General features: G+C 61.6%; 17 protein-coding genes. 9 read left to right on the plus strand and 8 right to left on the minus strand.

Annotation, left to right across the window (positions count from 1 at the left end):
* Positions 1–3: 3 nt before the first annotated feature.
* A complete protein-coding gene (locus tag IRY30_RS03735; protein ID WP_194556025.1) occupies positions 4–1707 on the minus strand; it encodes a sodium-dependent transporter in 1704 nt (567 codons plus the stop codon).
* Positions 1708–1917: 210 nt separating this feature from the next.
* Between IRY30_RS03735 and ychF the strand changes: the two genes are divergently transcribed.
* The 7 genes from ychF (at position 1918) to IRY30_RS10480 (ending at position 8122) form a co-directional block, all read left to right on the plus strand.
* Entirely contained in the window at positions 1918–3003 is a 1086-nt protein-coding gene (gene ychF / locus IRY30_RS03740; protein ID WP_194556026.1) for a redox-regulated ATPase YchF, read from the plus strand.
* Positions 3004–3405: 402 nt separating this feature from the next.
* Entirely contained in the window at positions 3406–3984 is a 579-nt protein-coding gene (locus tag IRY30_RS10300) for an MFS transporter (protein ID WP_309825224.1), read from the plus strand.
* Entirely contained in the window at positions 3914–4606 is a 693-nt protein-coding gene (locus IRY30_RS10305; protein ID WP_323741497.1) for an MFS transporter, read from the plus strand. Before IRY30_RS10300 ends, IRY30_RS10305 begins: the two co-directional genes overlap by 71 nt.
* A gap of 367 nt (positions 4607–4973) precedes the next feature.
* Positions 4974–5375: an HhH-GDP family DNA glycosylase gene (locus IRY30_RS03750; RefSeq protein WP_194556027.1), complete on the plus strand. Its 402-nt coding sequence runs from the start codon at positions 4974–4976 to the stop codon at positions 5373–5375.
* A 125-nt stretch (positions 5376–5500) separates the two neighbouring features.
* Positions 5501–6361 carry a 3-hydroxyacyl-CoA dehydrogenase gene (locus IRY30_RS03755; RefSeq protein WP_127362042.1) on the plus strand — a complete coding sequence of 287 codons (861 nt, stop codon included), beginning with the start codon at positions 5501–5503 and terminating at the stop codon, positions 6359–6361.
* 108 nt (positions 6362–6469) lie between these two features.
* Positions 6470–7021, plus strand: coding sequence for a hypothetical protein (locus tag IRY30_RS10310; RefSeq protein WP_228502547.1), 552 nt, complete (start codon positions 6470–6472; stop codon positions 7019–7021).
* 18 nt (positions 7022–7039) lie between these two features.
* The gene (locus tag IRY30_RS10480; RefSeq protein ID WP_410374640.1) at positions 7040–8122 is read left to right on the plus strand and encodes a DUF2254 family protein; all 1083 of its coding nucleotides are present in this window, start codon (positions 7040–7042) and stop codon (positions 8120–8122) included.
* Here the strand turns inward: IRY30_RS10480 and IRY30_RS03765 are convergent.
* Positions 8056–9813 carry an oleate hydratase gene (locus IRY30_RS03765; protein WP_194556028.1) on the minus strand — a complete coding sequence of 586 codons (1758 nt, stop codon included), beginning with the start codon at positions 9811–9813 and terminating at the stop codon, positions 8056–8058. The two genes, IRY30_RS10480 and IRY30_RS03765, sit on opposite strands and share 67 nt — an antisense overlap.
* An 87-nt stretch (positions 9814–9900) precedes the next feature.
* Between IRY30_RS03765 and IRY30_RS03770 the strand changes: the two genes are divergently transcribed.
* The gene (locus IRY30_RS03770) at positions 9901–10641 is read left to right on the plus strand and encodes a TetR/AcrR family transcriptional regulator (RefSeq protein ID WP_194556029.1); all 741 of its coding nucleotides are present in this window, start codon (positions 9901–9903) and stop codon (positions 10639–10641) included.
* Between the two features lie 285 nt (positions 10642–10926).
* Here IRY30_RS03770 and IRY30_RS10315 read toward each other — a convergent pair whose 3' ends face one another.
* The 6 genes from IRY30_RS10315 to IRY30_RS03800 form a co-directional block, all read right to left on the minus strand.
* A complete protein-coding gene (locus tag IRY30_RS10315) occupies positions 10927–11955 on the minus strand; it encodes a hypothetical protein (RefSeq protein ID WP_228502549.1) in 1029 nt (342 codons plus the stop codon).
* A 70-nt stretch (positions 11956–12025) separates the two neighbouring features.
* The gene (locus tag IRY30_RS03780) at positions 12026–12718 is read right to left on the minus strand and encodes a recombinase family protein (protein ID WP_194556030.1); all 693 of its coding nucleotides are present in this window, start codon (positions 12716–12718) and stop codon (positions 12026–12028) included.
* Positions 12719–13319: 601 nt separating this feature from the next.
* Positions 13320–14150 (minus strand): hypothetical protein, encoded by an 831-nt coding sequence (locus IRY30_RS03785; RefSeq protein ID WP_228502551.1) that lies wholly within the window; start codon positions 14148–14150, stop codon positions 13320–13322.
* The gene (locus IRY30_RS03790) at positions 14143–16257 is read right to left on the minus strand and encodes a DUF262 domain-containing protein (RefSeq protein WP_194556032.1); all 2115 of its coding nucleotides are present in this window, start codon (positions 16255–16257) and stop codon (positions 14143–14145) included. The genes IRY30_RS03785 and IRY30_RS03790 overlap by 8 nt, the downstream gene beginning before the upstream one ends.
* Positions 16258–16808: 551 nt before the next feature.
* Positions 16809–17324: a VOC family protein gene (locus tag IRY30_RS03795; RefSeq protein WP_194556033.1), complete on the minus strand. Its 516-nt coding sequence runs from the start codon at positions 17322–17324 to the stop codon at positions 16809–16811.
* 9 nt (positions 17325–17333) lie between these two features.
* Entirely contained in the window at positions 17334–18002 is a 669-nt protein-coding gene (locus IRY30_RS03800) for a DUF4230 domain-containing protein (protein ID WP_194556034.1), read from the minus strand.
* Positions 18003–18205: 203 nt separating this feature from the next.
* On the opposite strand from IRY30_RS03800, the gene IRY30_RS03805 reads away from it, so the two are divergent.
* Entirely contained in the window at positions 18206–18583 is a 378-nt protein-coding gene (locus IRY30_RS03805) for a PH domain-containing protein (RefSeq protein WP_194556035.1), read from the plus strand.
* The last annotated feature ends 87 nt before the right edge of the window (positions 18584–18670 follow it).

Below are 18670 nucleotides of genomic sequence, written 5' to 3' on the forward strand. Positions count from 1 at the left end.
TGATTAACCCCTTGGGCTTGCAGGATGGGCGGTGGCGGAAGGGCCTTCCGGGTTCTCACCGGTGGAGGTTGGTTTGCCGGAAGTTGCAGCGCCGGTAGTAGCAGTACCAGCAGCCGTGTACATGTGGGTGTTCACCAGCGTGTTGGGCTCACCCTTGGCGCGTCCCTTGTTCGGAACACCGTAGTCAGAACCGGGAACACCGGAGAGAACGGTCTGGTTGCGGAATGGGATGAACGTCCAGATGATTGCGTTGAGCACAATGATGCCCACCACAGCCCAGCCATAAATGTTCAGCTGGTTGGCCGCGTAATCGCCGTAGCCCTCGCTGATCAGCGAAGAGATTTCCTTGTACAGGAAGTACACCAGGATCAATGGGGTCACGATGAACGCGAAGAGCTGGTAAACCATGCCCACGCGAACCGAGGAGATGGCATTGAGGTGCTGGGTGATTTCGTTGCGTCGACCAGTAACCCAAGCCACCATGACCAGGGCGACGATGGCACAGAACACGATGCCAAGGTTGTTCGTCCACTTGTCCATGATGTCCAGCGCCATGAGGCCGGAGGTAGAAGCGAACAAGACGGTGGAGATGATGGCCATGAGCGAGCCGATGATGATGGCGGACTTGGCGCGGGTCCATCCCAGCTTGTCATTGATGGCGGAGAAGACCACTTCCATGATGGAGATCAGCGAGGTGATGCCGGCCAGGAAGAGGGAGAGGAAGAACAGCACGCCGAAGAACTCGCCGAACGGCATGTTGTTGATGATGGTCGGGAAGGCCACGAAGGCCAGGCCGATGCCGTTGGTGGCAACCTCGTCCACGCCTACGCCCTGAGAGTGGGCCATGAAGCCCAGGGTGGCGAACACGCCGATGCCTGCCAGCACCTCGAAGGAGGAGTTGGCGAACGCGGTAACCAGGCCGGTGCCGGTGAGGTTGGTGCGTGGCTTCAGGTAGGAAGCGTAGGTCAGCATGATGCCGAAGCCCACGGACAGAGAGAAGAAGATCTGGCCGTAAGCGGCGATCCACACGCTGGAGTCCTTCAGCGCGCCCCAGTTAGGAGTGAAGAAGGCGTTCAGGCCCTCGGCAGCGCCTTCCAGGAAGAGTGCGCGAACCACGAGGATGGCGAAGAGAACCACCAGCACGGGCACGAAGACCACGGTCAGCTTGCCGATGCCACTGTTCACGTTCAGTGCCAGCACCAGGATGGAGAAGACCCACACGGCGATCATGACCAGCAGGATTGGCATCACGTATTCACCGGAGAAGGTGGAGGTAGTGTCAGCCTGGAGGAAGTCATTGAATAGGTGGGTCTCTGGGTCAGCGCCCCAGGCCTTGTTGAAGGACTTCACGGTGTAGATGGCTGCCCACGCCACGATGGCGGCGTAGTAGACGGCGATGAAGAAGCTCACGCCCACCTTGAACCAGCCGATGACCTCGCCGTTTCCGGAGAGGCGGCGGAAAGCCAGGGGAGCGGAGGCACGCCAGCGGTGGCCGACGGTGAAGTCGAACCACAGGATAGGAATACCCGCGGTCAGCAGTGCGACCAGGTAAGGAATCAGGAAGGCGCCGCCGCCATTTTCATAAGCGACATAAGGGAAACGCCAAATGTTGCCCAGGCCCACAGCGGAGCCAATGGCCGCCATGAGGAAGACCAGGCGGGAGTCAAACGTCTGCCTCTGGCTAGACGTTGTAGTGGTTTCAGCCATACTCGTGTTCTTTCTTTTTTCGCCATTTGCGAACGAGGTCACATCAAAGATGTGCGGATTGACAATGTGCGTTGAATATATAGGCAGGTCGGGTCGGATTGTTAGCGAATGGGGGTAATTGGAAAAATTTGTTTTTGGTGGGTGGGTTGGTTGGTTCTTTTTGCCGACGCCACCGCTGATCCGTTTGCGGAACACGATAGGATGACCAGCGTGACTCTTACTCTCGGAATTGTTGGACTGCCAAATGTGGGCAAGTCCACCCTGTTTAACGCCCTGACCCGCAACGATGTGCTGGCCGCGAACTACCCGTTCGCCACCATCGAGCCGAACGTTGGCTTGGTGGAGCTGCCGGACTCACGCCTGAACCGCTTGGCTGAGATCTTCGGCTCGGAGCGGATTCTGCCTGCCACCGTGTCTTTCGTGGATATCGCGGGCATTGTGAAGGGTGCTTCCGATGGAGAAGGCATGGGTAACGCCTTCCTGGCGAACATTCGCGAAGCTGATGCGATCTGCCAGGTGGTGCGCGCGTTTTCCGATGACAACGTGATCCACGTGGATGGCCGCGTGGATCCTTCGGCTGATATCTCCGTGATTGAGACCGAGCTGATCCTGGCTGACCTGCAGACCATTGAGAAGGCTCTGCCTCGCTTGGAAAAGGACGCCAAGAAGAACAAGGACCTGGCCGAGCTGGTGGAGGGGACCAAGAAGGCGCAGACGATTCTTGAGGATGGCCGCACTCTTTCTTCCGCTGCTGCCAAGGGTGAGATTGACCTGGCTGCCGTCCGGGATCTGCACCTGATGACCGCCAAGCCATTCCTCTATGTCTTTAACTCCGATGAGGCCGTGCTGACGGATGAGTCCAAGCAGCAGGAGCTGCGCGACATGGTGGCTCCCGCTGACTGCGTGTTCTTGGATGCTGCTACTGAGTCCGAGCTGTTGGAGCTGGATGACGAAGAGGCTGCTGAACTGCTGGCTTCCGTGGGGCAGGATGAGCCGGGCCTGCACGCGCTGGCTCGCGCTGGTTTTGAGACTCTGGGTCTGCAGACCTATCTGACCGCTGGTCCGAAGGAATCCCGTGCGTGGACTATCCGCAAGGGCTCCACTGCGCCTCAGGCTGCCGGTGTGATCCACACGGACTTCGAGCGTGGCTTCATCAAGGCTGAGATTGTGGCGTTCTCTGACTTGGATAACTTGGGCTCAATGGCTGAGGCGAAGGCCCAGGGCAAGGTGCGCCAAGAAGGTAAGGAATACGTCATGCACGATGGTGACGTGGTGGAGTTCCGGTTTAATGTCTAATAAGGGCCTCTGACCAGGGGTTTTATCTTCTCGGCCTCCGGTTGGGTTCGATGGACAGGTTCCGCTTTACCATCAGTTGCTAAGCGTTTGTCCCGCTGACCTGGGACTTTGGTTGGCCTCTGCGGAGCTCCCGCAGAGGCCGATTCTCGTTGTCGCGTTGCGGTAGCGTCTCTGGCGAGTGGCTTCGGCTGCGCAGTTCTGTGGTGGGTTCAAGTTATTCGACGCGCGATCTCGCGGAAGGTGCGCTGACTCAAAAATCTGTCTGACTCATAAGTCGGTTGCCTAGCAACGCTATGGTTCACTGGGGCAGGTCTCGTTCCGCCTGAGTGCGAGTGATTTCGTCCCGCTAACAGCTCGCTCCCATGAGCCGCTGGTGGCGGTGCAATTGGTAGTCTGGGGCGGGTGTCTCTCGGTCGGTCTTTTCGAGTCCTGTGGGGAGCGAACGCCGCGTCGAACCTGGCTGACGGTTTGGTGTTCGTCTCGATCCCGCTGCTGGCGGCCTCGCTTACCGACGATCCACGCTGGATCGCTGGACTCTCGACGCTGTACGCTCTCGTCCGCCTGCTCGTGGCTCTGCCGATCGGTGTGTGGGTTGATCGTGTGGACCGCCGTTTAATCCTGATCGTCGCAAATATTCTGCGGGGAGTTGCCGTCATCGCCCTCGCGATCTGCGTGCACCTGGGCATCGGAGGTCTCGTCCTCCTCTACGCCGCTTACGCGGTCATCGGCACACTCGAGAGCGCTGCTGATAACGCCGCGGTCTCTCTCGTTCCCGGCCTTGTCCAGAAGGGCAAGCTGGACACGGCAAACGGCCGGATCTCGGCCGCGCAACTGGTGGCCGACGAGTTCGCTGGCTCACCACTCGGCGGGTTCCTCTTCGCGATCGCCGCAGCCGCCCCCCGTCTACGCAATGGGCGGGCTGTGGGCAGCTGCGGGCTTGATCGCGCTGGCACTCCCCGTGCATCGGGGCAGACCATCTGAGGCGGTTGCGCCCACGGCGCGCGCCTCGGTATGGCGAGAAGCCGTCGCGGGAGCAACGTGGCTCGCGCACCACCGCCTCGTCGGGGGATTGGCATTGATTGGAGCCTTGGCGAGTATCGGCTACATGCTTCCGTTCTCCATCCTCGTCATTTTCGCTCAGAAGCAGCTGGGAGTCGATGGCGTTGGGTACGGGCTCATCCTGGCCGTGTCCGCGCTCGGTGGGCTCGTCGGCTCCTTCGCGACAGCTCGTATCCGCTCGCGGATCGGCTACCGCTGGACGATCGTTGCAAGTTTGCTCACCGGGGCCGCCTCATTGCTGGCCCTCGCTGTAACTGGCAATGCAGTGGTGGCCTCGGTGCTACTGGCGATCTATATTCTCCACGCCGTGGTGTGGGGGATCTGTGCGACGTCGCTTCGCCAGCGTCTCGTGCCAGATGCGCTCCTCGGGCGGGTCAATGCCGCGTCGCGCGTCCTTGGGTTGATCGGCCTTGCCCTTGGATCATTAATCGGCGGGCTTCTCGCTGGCGTGCATCTCGCGTTGCCCGTGGCGGTGGGTGGTGCGGTGTTCGTGATCTGCGCCGGCTTTGCTCTCGCCGTCGTCCGGACCATCGATACCGACTGAATCGTATGGTTGTGCGTGGTGTGGTCTAGCGCGCGGAGGCTTCTCTGCCGCCGTTGCGAAACCGGTGCAATCAGAGGTTGCTATCTGCGGCGACGTGGTTGAGTTCCGGTTCAACGTATAGGGAGCCGGCCTGACCAGGGGTTGTGTTGCTTGGGCCCTGAGGGCAAGGGGTCTGAGTGTTCCGATCCAACGTCTGGCGATAGGTCCATAGATGCCTTCTGCGCCCCGAACACGTCTCTCGTTGTCGGTGGCCATAGCTAAGATTCCGATGGACCTGCTCCACTGTGAAGGGACCACGATGGGGCGGACATCGCGGTGGCCGCCGCACGTGAGCTGTGGGACGCCGGCCTCACCACCCCCGGCGCACATGCGCGCCTCGACGCACCGCCAGCGCGTCGCCGCGCTGGGCCGCGACGGCTACCGCCGCTACGACGAGAGCACTGCGACCCGCCTGGGCCGCATGTCCGAGCACCTGCTCGCGGACTACGGCGGTGACCTGCGCCGGCTGCGTGCAGCGGGGCACGCAGAGCCCGCGGCCCTGAGCCGCCTGCTGCGCGCCTTTCCCGGCATCGGGCCCGCCGGGGCGCAGATCTTCCTGCGCGAGGTCCAGGGGATCTGGTCCCTCCCGCCGGTCTTCGATGCCAAGGTGCTCGAGGGCGCGCGCCGGGCGGGGCTGCCAGCCGAGCCCGAGGCGCTGGCCGGGCTGGTTGCCCCCGCCGACCGGGCGCGGTTCGCCGCCGCGCTCGTGCGCCGCGCGCTGCGGAGGTAGCCCCGGACGCGAGGGGAGCGGGCGCCGGGCCGCGCCCTTGCCGAGCGCGGAAAAATGAGTAAGCTCAAAAATAGGCGCGCAGGTTGCGCGGCTGCCGCCCCGGCGGCCCATCGAGGAGGAACACCATGAGCGACATCGCCCGCGTCACCGTGCTGGGCGCCGGAGTGCTCGGCGCCCAGATCGCCTACCAGGCCGCCTACTCCGGCTTCGACGTCACCGTCTACGACATCGGCGACGAGGCCCTGAGCGCCGGCCGCAAGCGCCTGGACGCGCTCGTCACCGCCTACCGGGTCGAGGTCGAGGGCGCCACCGAGGCCAGCACGCAGGCAGCGCTCGAGCGCCTGGCGACGACGACGGACCTCGCGCAGGCCGCGGGGAATGCCGATCTCATCATCGAGGCCGTCCCGGAGCGCCTCGACATCAAGCGCGAGACCTACGAGAAGCTCGCGGCGCTCGCCCCCGAGCACACGATCTTCGCGACGAACTCCTCGACCCTGCTGCCCAGCGACATGAAGGACTTCACGGGGCGGCCCGACCGCTTCCTCGCCCTGCACTTCGCCAACCAGATCTGGAAGTTCAACACCGCCGAGGTCATGGGCACGGCGGAGACGAGCCCCGCGGTCTTCGACACGGTCGTGGAGTTCGCCCGCGCCATCGGCATGGTGCCCATCCCCGTGCTCAAGGAGCGCCCCGGCTACGTGCTCAACTCGCTGCTCGTGCCCTTCCTCAATGCGGCCCTCGACCTGGCGGCGGGCGGCTACGCACAGCCAGAGGACGTCGACAACGTCTGGCGGATCGCCACGGGCGCGCCCATGGGACCGTTCCAGATCTACGACGTCGTGGGCCTCGGCACCGCCTACAACATCCTGTCGAGCGGCGATGAGCACAGCCGGCGCCTCGCCGCCTGGCTCAAGGAGCACTACATCGACCGCGGCCGCATGGGCGCCGGCGCGGGCGGCGGCTTCTACGACGACCCGCAGGGCTGAGTCCCGCCCGCTCTGTGGTGGAGGTGGGCCGCGCTCGGTAGGCTAGCCCTGTCGCGCCACGGGTGCGGCGGTCGCGCCGCCGGGCGGCCCGGTCGCGAGGAGGTCCGTGTGGGTGCAGCGCTGGGGGACGGCGATTCCGAGGCGGGCCCGGCCCGCCGGGAGACCGCCGCCGCCCGCCGCGAATGGGCGGCCATGTGCCGCCAGGTCCGCGTGCCCACGATGTGGGGCATCCCCCTGCGCCTCTTCCTGCTCGCCCTCGCCCTCGGCGCCGTGCTGCCTGCCCTCGACCGCGCGCTCGCGCCGCCGCTGCACGCGGTCGCGGTGCGCGTGTGCCGGCTGCTCAACCCCGGCGCGCTGCTACGCCACCTCGCCGCCGAGGGCCGCGATTCCACCCGCTACGACCCGGCCCGCTTCCACACCCGCGCCGCGGAGCTCGCCACCGGCACTGCCGCCGGCGGCCGCCCGGTGTGTCGGCGCCACCGCGCCCCGCAGGGGGACGACGTGCTCGCCGTCAACATCCCGCGTTTGCTCGACTGCGAGGACGCGTGGGGCATGCGCATCGAGCTCGTGCCCAGCCTGGGCACCCCCGTGCCGAGCGGCGTGATCCTCTTCCGGACCTCGGCGCCGGTGGGCCGGGCCCAGTGCCGCGCGCTCGAATAGGCGCTGGCGTTCGGCGACGTGCTCTCGCCCGCCAGCGGGCCCTTCGGCGCGATCCGCACCATGGTCGACATCGCGCTCAAGGCGCTCTCGCACGCGGTCAACGATCCCAGCCGCGCCGTCCAGGCGCTCGACGAGATCGAGGACATCCTCGCCGAACTCGCCCCGGACATCGCGAAGCGCGAGACGCTCCTGGCTGCCCACCCCGACGCGTCGGTGCTGCGCGACTGGACGCGCAGCTGGGCCGACTACGTGGCCGCGGCCACCGACGAGATCCGCCAATACGGCACCGGCAGCGTCCAGATCCAGCGGCGGCTGCGGGCGCTCTTCAACACGCTCGCCGGCAGTGCGAGCTCCAGCAGCGAGCGGCCCTGCTCGAGCGCAGCGCGGCGCTTCACCGTGGGCTTAAGCGCTGGTGGCCCGATCCGCTCGACCGCAGGCTGGCCGGCTGCACGGATACGCAGGGCCTGGGCCGGGCGCTCGGCACAGCGGCGCGCGCCGAGCAGGCCCCCGAGCCCGAGGCTCCGTCGGCCTGAGCGCGGCGGCTCAGCCCCGCAGGGAGGCGGGCGGGGCGCCGGTGGCAGCTCACACCTCCCGACACTTCTGCGCCAGCGTCGCGGGGGTCTCATGGGCGTTGAGCCCGCTGGGGTTGGGCAGCGCCCACAGGGCCACCCCGTCCGGCCACCCGGGCACCCACGGCGCCCCGGACTCATCGGCCACCGGCTGCACCCCGAGCACCGCACCGGGACGGTCGAAAACCTGACGGCATGCGGTGATGCCCACGATGAGCAGGTGCACCAAGCCCGCGGACTCGGCATCGCCGGGCAGCGGCGGCACGTCGTCGCGAGCCGGGCCGTCCGCCGCCGCGGCGAGCTGGGCCGGCGTGGGCCGCGCACCGGCCAGCGGCGAGGGCCGGCGTCAGGGCCGCCAGGCGGCGGGCAGGCGGGATTCGGAGCCGAGGGGAGCGGTGGGCGACATGGGACCAGCCTAGGCGCGCCTCGGGACCGGGCCCGAGGCGCACCCGCGGTGGGCGGGACTCAGATGAGGCCGTGCTCCTCGAGGAGCTGGCCGATCTCTCCGTGCTCGAGCCTGTCGCGCAGGTAGCTGCGCAGCGCGGCCGGGCCGGGGATCTCCACCTTCTTGCCGTCGCGCATGCGCGCCGAGGCCTCGAGGAGGTCGCGCACGTCGTACGTGGAGCCCCAGGTCTCCGGCACGCCGCGCTCCACGTCGAGGAGCTCGTAGACGGCCTCCATGCCGGTGCGCACGGAGTACTCGGTGGTGAAGATCGTGTCGCGGCCGGTCTCCGCGAACTGCCCGAGGAACGCGAAGTTCTCGGCGCCCTCCGGGACTACCCGAGGCCGATCCCCAGCGCGGCGGGGCATGAAGAAGCTCGTCACGTAAGGCATCATCACCGGCACGCACCGGGCGCCGGTCGCCGCGAGCTCAGGGATCTCCTCCACGGGCACTCCCAGGTGGTAGAGCCACTCCTGGGTGATCTCCTCGCCGGTGCACTGCGACAGGGGCTTCTTCACGTAGTCGCCATCGACGTCGACGAACAGGCCGTAGACCCAGACGACGATCTGATCCTTCGGCTGCTTCTTGAAGTGCGGCTGGCGGTTGACCGTCCAGCTCAGCAGCCAGGAGGAGTCCTCGGCGGTGACGATGCCGCCGGTGACCACGCGGCCGCTGAACGGATCGCGCTGGGCGATGCGCTCGATGTAGGCCGGGATGCGCTGATCGAGCGTGGTGACGGTGGCCGACTCCCACTTCGTCTCCTCGATCGAGGAGCAGAAGACCTCCGGGCGCCCGAACGACGGGTCCTTCTTCGCGATGCGCTTCCACAGGTCCCAGGCCGGGGCCGGGGCCTCGTTGAGCACGGCGGCCGTGTGGTGGTCGCCCTCATCGGAGTTGTCCACCAGCGAGCCGATCGTCATCAGCGCGAGGTCGTGCTCACCGAGCTCGATGGTCTCCTCGGCGCCGTCGCGGCGGCAATGGATCGCGGTGGCGCGGATCTCGCCGTTGCGGTGGGCGAAGTCCACATCGAGGACCTCGGTGCCGGACTGGAAGACGACGCCGTGCTCGGTGAGGTAGTGCATGAGCGGCAGGACGAAGGACTCGTACTGGTTGTACTTCGTGAACTTCAGCGCCGAGAAATCGGGCAGTCCGCCGATGTGGTGGACGAACCTGTGGAGATAGAGCTTGAACTCGAGCGCGGAGTGCCATTCCTCGAAGGCGAACATGGTGCGCCAGTACATCCAGAACGGCGAGTCGAGGAACTCACGGCCCATCACCTCGTCGATGCGCTTGCCCTCCATCTCCGCACGCTCGGCGAGGAAGATCCTGAGCAGATCCTTCTGGGCCCGCTTCGGCAGGTCGAAGCGGCCCTCGTGGCCCGCATCCTCGCCCTGGCGCACGGTGGCCCGACGCAGCGAGTAGTTGGGATCATCCTTGTTGAGCCAGTAGAACTCGTCGAGCACGGAGGTGCCCTCGAGCTCGAGGGAGGGGATGGAGCGCATCATGTCCCACAGGCACTCCATGTGGTTCTCCAGCTCCCGGCCGCCGCGGATGACGAAGCCCTTCTCCGGAACGTCGAGGCCGTCGAGCGCACCACCGGCGATGTCGTCCTTCTCGAGGATCGTAACGTTGGCACCGGGGACCCCGGCGTCGCGGATGAGAAAGACGGCCGCCGCGAGTCCGGCCAGCCCGCTGCCGACGATGTAGGCCTTCGTCTCCTGCGCGTGCTGGGCGGGGCGGGGACGCGCGAACGCCTCGTAGTTACCTGCAGTGTGCTGCATGATCCATCCTTCCTGACGCGTGCCGGATGCCGATCACCCGGCCTCGATATTGAGTGTACTCAGAATTGAGTCGACTACAATGGCCGCATGGAAACTCGGGATGACACGGAACTGGCGCCGTCGGCGACGCGGGGCAGGCGCGAGCGGGCGAAGGCGGAGAAGCGCGCCCGCATCCTCGCCGCGGCGCGCGCGCTGTTCGAAGAGCGCGGTTTCGAGCGGACCTCGATGAGCGAGGTCGCGCGCGCGGCGGATGTGGCCGAGGGCACTGTCTTCCGGTACGCGGCGACGAAGGTCGAACTGCTCATGATGGTCGTCGATGCGCTCTGGGGAGCCCACGAGCGTGCGACGACCAGCACTTCGCTCTCTGCGTTCGCCGCGCCCGACGCGCCCGACGCGCCCGGCACCGCGACGGCGAGCGGGGAGAGCGCGGACCGGATCGCGGAGCTGATCTCGCCGCTCGTCACCGCGATGCGGCGCTGGTCCGAGCTTGCGACGTGGGTCGCCCGCGAGATCCTCTTCGGTGCGGACATGCCGCATCGTCTGCGGGTCCTCGACCATGTCGATCGTCTCGAAGAACAGATCGCCGCGCGCCTGCAGGACGGCCGGGCCGACGCTTCCGGTGCGATCGGAGCGGCGCGGGACGGTGCGACAGGCACTGCCGGCGAGGAGCCCGGTGCGGCTGCGGCGGCCGGCGCCCGCCTCATCGTCGCCGGGGTGCTGGCCGAGCTCAACCGCTCCCGGCAGAGACGGACCGACGGCGAGGACGTCGATGTGGTGCTCCGCCGGCTCATCGACCTCGTGGTGGCGGGGGCGGGCGCCGCCCGGTGACCCGGAAGCCCTCCGGGCCGCCGCTGGCACCGGCCGGCGCCGCCGCGATTGCCCGCCGCGGTCGTGTAGGGCTCCACGGTCAGGTCCTCGCCCAGCAGGGCGGGGGCGATGGCGCCATCGGAGAACTCCACCACCACCTCGGCGGGGAGTCCGCGGCGTCGCCCAGGTCGTCTGCCTAGCGCGGGCGCGCGCCCTGGAACAGGTGCGAGTGCGACGCGCGCAGCGCCCGCGGCGCCCCGGCGTTCGCGGACTCGGCCCCGCCGTCCGTCGCCGTCTCCGTCCTGCTCAGTCCCGCCGCTCCACGCGGTGGACGGCGCGCTCGAGCTCGTCCTTGTCCATCGTCGATCGGCCGTCGATGCCGAGGCGCTTGGCATCCGCGTAGAGCTCGTCGCGCGTCCGGCCCTGGGGCCCTCGTGCGAGTGCTGGCCCCGCGCGCTTGGACGCGGACTTGTCCTGCGTCGAGGTCGCGGAGGCCTCCTTCGCCTCACCGGCCTGGGCGCGCTCTTTGTTCACGGTGCGCGCGGCGATCTCCTCGGCGGTGTCCTCGGAGCGGCCGCGCTGCTCCAGGCGTCGCGGAGTTGCTCGTACTGTCGCTCGCGCTTGTCGCTCCACGGCTGCTTGCGCATGGCGGCTCCCTCCCCGCTGCGCGCCGGCCTCAGCGGCCCACGAGCTCCTGGGCCTTCTTCTCCAGCTCCGGCTCGCCCGCGGAGCTGAGGTCGATATCACCCACCACGATAACGCGCGCGTGCAGCAGGTGGGTGTCCTTCTCCCGGTACTCGGCGAACGCCTGGGCGGCATTGAATTTGCCGGTGCCGTGTCCCAGCAGGACGAAGTCGCGCCCGCCGCGTCCTTGTTCAGATCCGCGACGAGGTCGTCGAAGAAGCGCTTGAGGTCGTTCTCGTCGTCGCGGCCGGTCTTCTTCTCCACCGTGCGCATGTGGTGGCCGCGCGCACCCGGGTTCTTCTCGTGCTCGTGCTGGTCGACCTCCACGTCGTGGGCGCTGAGGTCGAAGTCGTAGAACCGTGCGTCCTCGTGGCTCAGCGTCACGAACAGGCGCCCGGAGCCCTCGGTCGTCTCGTGCGCGGCGAAGAGATGGCGGGCGTGCTCGATGTCCTCGATGTCCACGAGGCCATCGTGCTGGCGGCGGAAGACCTGCCGGTGGCCGTTAATGTCGACGGCCAGGCGGTCGCCGGACTCCTGCTGGACGCGATCGGCGTAGTTCTCCCACATGGTCATGAAGTGGGTCGACTCGATGTCCCGCGGGGCGGGGCCGGCAAGGATGCGCTCCTTGGTCTTCTCCGGATGGTTGCTCATGGGTCCTCCTCGCGGCTGCGGGCGCGCGCCCGGCCTCCGAGATGGCGGCGGTCAGTGCCAGCGCGGTTCGTTACGCGGCTCGCTTCTCATTGCGCTCCAGAGCGAGGGTTCGGGTGTGGCGGGGGAGTGGTGGCACGCTGGGGATGTCGGGGCCGGTCTCGCCGGAGAGCGCCGCTGCGATCGCTCGTAGGGAGGCTCCGGCAGTGAATGCCTGATAGATGGCCGCGACTGCCTGCGCCTCATGGGCGATGACCCCACCCTTGAGGGTGTAGCCAAGTAGGCGTACGCCTTTCAGCGGGCGCCCCTGCTCTGCAAGCTGCCGTTGGGCACGACTTTGTCTTTCGCCATTGACCGCGATCTCGCTGCGTGGGATCGCTGAGAAGAGATCTGCGCTGAGGCGCCCCGCCGCGGCGGTGCAGTCGATGTCGGAGCCCTTGACAAAGTTCAGGAGTATCTCGTGACGCTGCGCTGTCTCGATGACGCGCACCCCGTCCGCACGGTTTCGTTCCAGGCGTGGCCATTCCTGTGCGACGACGACGTCCATCAACCCTCGCTCGATTTCGGCGAGCAGGCATTCGAAGGCGGGGCCCTTTGTGCCCGTGCCGGAGATGTCGTTGTCCTCGTAGGCCCCTGCTGGAGTCCACCCTCTAGCCTTGATGAGCGCCTCGGCGTCCTCCCTGTGGCGGTCCACACCCAGGCGACGGTTCTCGCAATCCTGAGAGATCCGTAGGTTGACGGCGGCTCGCCGAGGCTCAGTACTCATGGAGTCAGGCCACGTCAAAGGTTATACGGCTACGGAACGTGGTGGAATTTAAGTTTAACGTCTAGGGGTTGTGTTCAAGCCTAAACCTCTATCTGTGAATTAAAGCTGTTCTTGGGTTGAGAAATTAGCTTAATACGAGGACGGACAGCAACTGATGAAGTGATTGTGGACAATATTCATGAGCTCCCTGATCTACAGAGTATTCAGGGGGCTTGCTGAATATGCAGAAAGTTGCTTCAGTTCCCGAAAATTCTTTTAGGGCATTCTTACGTTGAGACGAGCCCGTTACTGAAAAAGTGTCAGTTTGTCTGCGGTTAGTTTACTCGATTATACAATAAGGCCTTAAATACCGAGATTCTTACACCTGCATGCTCGCTGCTAGGTTCTCAAATGAAAGTCTGCGTTGTTGCAAGGTCTGAACCAGGGATCATAACGTCTGACGTAAAAATCTATGGAGCTATACGGGTAAATTTTCTATCTGCTGAATCTATTAATGTAACGGGATTTGAGGATAATCACCCAGTGATAGACCTTGAAATTCACCAGGTATTTCGACTCATCGCGATAGTTCTCCCACCGAACTAGCGGAGAACTAGCAGTGTTAAAGTGCGACGTCAGACCGGTTATAAGAGTCGACTAGCTGCAAATCCGCGGTTCTTGCGATTCGCATGAGTACGGCGCGAGTAGAAGACTCGTCAAGAACCGCTTTTCGGATACCGTTTGGACTTGTCGACTCTACAATTACGGCAACAATTTGTCCCGACTTCGGATCAGGATCCTTCGCTGCCATCCAAGCGAATTTGCGCGGTCGTAGAGGGATAGGGAGATCATCCCATTCGGTACCGAAAATTGCGTTTCGCCATTCGCTCCAGGCTGGGTCTGCCACATCATCTTCAAGCCTATATCCGTCTGACTCATCCGCGTCGCATGAATCACGGCGAGCCAGATTACGCGAAAAGAAGCTTGCGAAGTTCGATCGGCTGGAAATTGCTAACTTTTCAGGCAAGCTGTTACAAGAATCATTGTCACTTGCCGCAGCAACGAGTAATTTTATCGAAAAATCATCGCTGTTGGAGTTGATCAGTTTTTTCCAAACTGAAACGCGCCACGCACCCTCGGTAAACAAACCTGATGCCAAGTCGTGAAGTTGGTTTTCTGGTTTTACTTCATCAAGCTGAGTTCGTAATGCAGCTACTTGCTTACCGAGTGCGCGTTGCTCATTGGTGCGTCGCTCTGACCAAAAAATACCCCAGACACCTAAAACCAAGGAAGTGAGGATCAATATTGCTCGCCAGATTTGTGGGATGCCGGGAATCCACTCTGCGGCTGGAATGAGAATCGCAGGGCATGCTGTAAGAATCGTTGGAAGTAGTTCCACAATTCGACGTCGCGCTGGATTATCGCCCGTCTGATTAAGGTTAGTCTCAATCATCTGCGTGCTCGAAATTCTCTTCGGAATCATCATCTATCCCGGAATTTGCGGCCTCAGTAAGTTCGGTCAGTTCCTTTTCGCTAAGAGGTTTTCCGAGAGCTCCGGCTGCTTGATCCTGAGCAGTGATTCCTGCGATCAAGTTTTCACCCAACCAATCGGGGATATTGCCTTCTGGATCTCGGATAAGTCGGGCGAGCGTGGGGTCAAGTTCCCGGATAGCTTCTTTCACACCATTCTTATCTGCACCCAAGACCGATATGAGATCAACTTCCCGAACGAATCGGTTTACTGGGAGCGTTTGAAGAATAGTTTGCAGACGCTCAACCACTGTCAACTGCGAATTTTCTTCGAGGGAAGAGTCTGACTTGCTCAATGGTTTTTCATTGAAGACTTGTAGTATGTACGTCGCGAGTTCTACACTCCGCTTTGCAATTTCAGCGGGAGTAAAGTCAGGTAGATCAGCTAGCGCTCTATTTAACCGCAGAGCTGAGTCTTCGAAGTATTCGCGCTGTTTGGATACGAATTCTCGATTTCCCATTGATTGATTGTTGTCTGTCAGTGTCAGATTTCCCAGTGTGTGTACCACTGATTCTGCATCTTCGATTGTCACATTTCTATCGCTGAGATAGTTCTCCCATCCCACCGACAAGTTTTGAGGCATGATGTGTTCGACCTGTGTGTTACCAGTATTCGCAGTCTCGAACCCGTGCATTGAATTCTCGGCGGTTTCGAGAAGGAACCGGACATACCGACGGGACGAAGCATAGATCGGATTTGATGCTACGTTATTGAGAACTTGATCATCAGTTGGCCAATAATAACCCTGCCTGCTCAGAAGGCTGCGCAGCGTGTCATAAACTGAGTCATTCTTGTCCAACCCCTTGCTTAGCTCATTTGCAACTGGCGTTAGAAGACGATTGAGCTGGTTAGTTGGAATCCCATTTAAGGTACGTTTAACCAGATAGCTAAGCAAGAGATGTAGTGCTGCGGCAGCATGATCCTTATCGACCCGTCCGTAAACAGCTTGCTTAAGGATCCATAATGCAATCGGCGTGGTGGGTTCAGACTTCCAACTGCTTAGCAACTGGAGAGAGTTCGCCAGGGCACCGGAAATTCCCGAGTATTCCGTGGCCAATGAAGGGTTGCGAATAATGAGGAATAGTTGATGATCGTCGTACATCTCTTGAAGCTGTATCGATGCGACTTCTGTTGGCTTCAGGCTGCTCTCACTCACAGTATTTCGGAAACGCCGCTCAAACGTAGCGAAGAGGTTTTCGCGCGATGTCTTGGGATCGTGCGCCACCTCCCGCGCCCAAAGAAATGTGACGAATTCACGATCAGGCTGCTTTGCCTTCGGCTTGACTAGTGCTTCCTCCATTGGGATCCACAATGAGCCGTGTTTTTCTTCCGCGACATCTTCGGGGAAATAATGCAGTATTTCGTTTCGAACGAGATCTGCGGGGGAAAGGGCAAGTCCTTTTGAATTTAGCGTGTTGAAAATACTATGCACCGAGTCGCCACCCTTGGTGTTAATTTCCACGACGAGCATGTGTAAGAGAAGAGTATTCTGGAGGTTTACGAGAGAGATATCTTCCTCTTCGATTGCTTTTTCGATTGCAGCTTTGAAGAAGTTGTACGCAATTCCAATGTCTCCAGTCGGGATACTTGAAATTACGGTTTTTGCGAATGCTTCGCGATCAAGCCTGGTTGGAACAAGACGCTCCGGGTAGTCAGGGCTAAATGCATTTTGGAGATACTGCTCATTGATTTCTTTGGCATTCCAGTTGGGATCATGCTGACTTCTCACATCACGCAACGCCGCAAGTAGGATCATGATTGTTGTAAGGCGTTGTTGCCCGTCCACGACTTGGTGGCGCATGAGCGTGGAGGCTGGGCCAAGCGCAGGATGCAGAACGACGCTGCCAAGGAAGTGGCCATGTAATGAGTCTGGATCCTCTGGATGGACTACGTAGTATTCATTCAGTAGATCGTCCCAAAGTTGACTCCACTGCTCTTTTTTCCAGGTATATCTACGCTGAAACGTAGGAATCAGGAAGACCTTAGAACCTTGAAGTAGTTTAAGCACGCTGGTAGCTGTGGCTTTCATTGATGTCCCATCCTTAGGTTTAGTACTTTTTTGACTACTGTTTAATCTTCACCTACGTTAGCAGCATTAACTTGGGAGAACTGTCATATTTTCGCGATTTGAAATGTGTGCGGGTTTCTTTGAAGTTCTCGACGGGTTGTCGCCCTTGTCTGATGAGGCGGGGTCAACTTGTTATTCTTTTCGGAGTGTAGAGTTCTGCTTTCTGAGCCGACACCTAATAAAGTCTTTCACTTTGTCTAAAACTTAGCTTTCAAACGATCCGGCATTGTGGATCAGACGATTGCGAAGCGCCCTCCGAAAAGCCCGGTACGAAGACTGGGAAGGAAAAGCGGGATTCTTCCGCTCATGTCGTTACACGTGGGTATCTTTAGGCAGGACACCATTTCATGCCGTGCATTGGAACAAACTTTGATGTTGTCGATCGGGAGTTCTTGGACGAGGAGTTTTCCAGAAGCGACATCCTTTCGCGAAGTGTGGTCAAGACTTCGTATAGCCTTGGCTTAGCTCTTCAGACAGCGAACTTTTGGGGCTCAAACTTTCATGCGGGGGATCTAGGGCCGCCATCGCCGCAGCGATGTCTCGTCCGCGTACGGTTGCTCGTCCGGGTAGCTGAGCAGCTCCAACGTGCTGCCCCATGGGGTGTGGCAATAGACGAACCGATTGCGCGGCCCGGCTTCCGGCCCAGGCAGCGGTTGAGGTTCGGAAAGCATGCGGCCGCCGGCGTCGATCACTGAACCAACCGCAGCATCCAGATCATCCGCATACAAAGCGATGTGCTGCCAGCCCAGATCGCAGGGCAGAGCAGGGTCATGCTGGCGTGGCCCGGTGAACTCAAATAGCTCGACCCCAGGGCCGTTTGGCAAACGGAGCATTCTGATGGCCTGCTCCTGAGTGCCATGGGGGACTCCCAGTCGATCAGCGGTTTCCGCATCGCCCTTCGGCCCTTCGGATCGGGGCAGGGTGTCGTACAAGACTTGGGCGCGAAAGGCCTTTTGGAAGAAAACGGTGGCCTGTTCGAGGTCAGGGCCGGTTAGTCCGATGTGGTCGATGCCGCGGATGTTGCTCATGTTCGGACTCTACTTCACTTCGATCTTGTAATCCTCGAGGTTACTGCCCTTGGCCAGGGCCTGTACTTGCTGGGTGAATAGCTCGCGGGAGCGGTTTTCCGCACGATCCAGCAAGCCACTGTCTACCGCCGTCTTCTCAGCCTTAGATTCCTCGGAGGAAAGGAATTCCGCCGTATCCTTCACCTCTAGCTGGTTGAGGGGATTGAAGGACTGATCGTACTGCTCAATGGAATTGGGATCGATGCTGGACTCCAGAACCTCGGTGTCCGGGATATCTACGGTAATGGTGCGGGCGGAATCGTCCACATCCACGTCCACCTTGTTGATGTCGCGGATGCCGGCCTTCACTGTGCCGTCGTAGGTGATGAGGAAATTCTTCCCGGTCAGTGGCACGCCGATGCCTAGGATCTCGCTATTGTCCTCATTGAACTTCCCGATATTGGTGAAGTTGTATTCCTCCACGGACAGTTCAGCAATGGATTCAAAAGAGTTCTTAATGGTGTTTGAGGTGATGGTTCGTTCACCGGATTCGTAGAGAGAGGGCACGAGCTTGGGGAGCAGAAGTGCCACGACTGCCACGATCACGGCGATGGCCAAGAGTGCCAAGAGCAGCTTGTTGAGGAATCCCAGCCCTCGTTTCTTCTGTGGGTGGGCAGATGCATTAACTGGGTGGCTCATAGTTTCTCCTGGATGAAAGGTCGTGCGTGGTCTAGGGCAAACGTCAATTTGCGCATTGTGAGCATATTCTACTGCAGGTCAACCGGACGAAAACGGGCTCCGATGCAATGAGGGCAGCCCGGCGAGCAACGCGCACAGAATAAGAGAGAAATTAGGATTCAAAACCTCCGCGGTAGCGAATTTTCTACCGTATTGTTCTCCTTATGTCAGCTGAAATTGCAGAAATTACCGCGTGGACTTTCCATTCTGAGGTCCCCATTCCCCAGGACATCGGCCCGCTTTTAGTGCCCGGGGAAAACCCCATCGCAGCGTATAAAACGTTCCGTGATTCGGCCGTCTTTACCGACCGCCGCCTGATCGTTCGTGATGCACAGGGTCTGCGAGGAAAGAAAGTGGAACTCTATTCCGTTCCTTATTCCTCCATCAACATGTGGTCCTCGGAGAACGCGGGAACGTTCGACCTCAACTCTGAGATCGAATTGTGGACCCGAGCTGGAAAGATCAAGATCAACCTAGGTCGCGACGTGGATGTGCGTCGTCTCGATAGCCTCATTGCGCACGTGCTTCTCGCTTCGCACTAAGTAAACGGCGAAAGCTCAGTTGCAGGGATAAACCCCGTGGCGTGAAATGCGCCTTTCATAAATAGACCGATCGGTCTATGGTTGAAT

The organism is Corynebacterium suicordis DSM 45110 (genome assembly GCF_015351405.1).
GTDB classification, from domain to species: domain Bacteria; phylum Actinomycetota; class Actinomycetes; order Mycobacteriales; family Mycobacteriaceae; genus Corynebacterium; species Corynebacterium suicordis.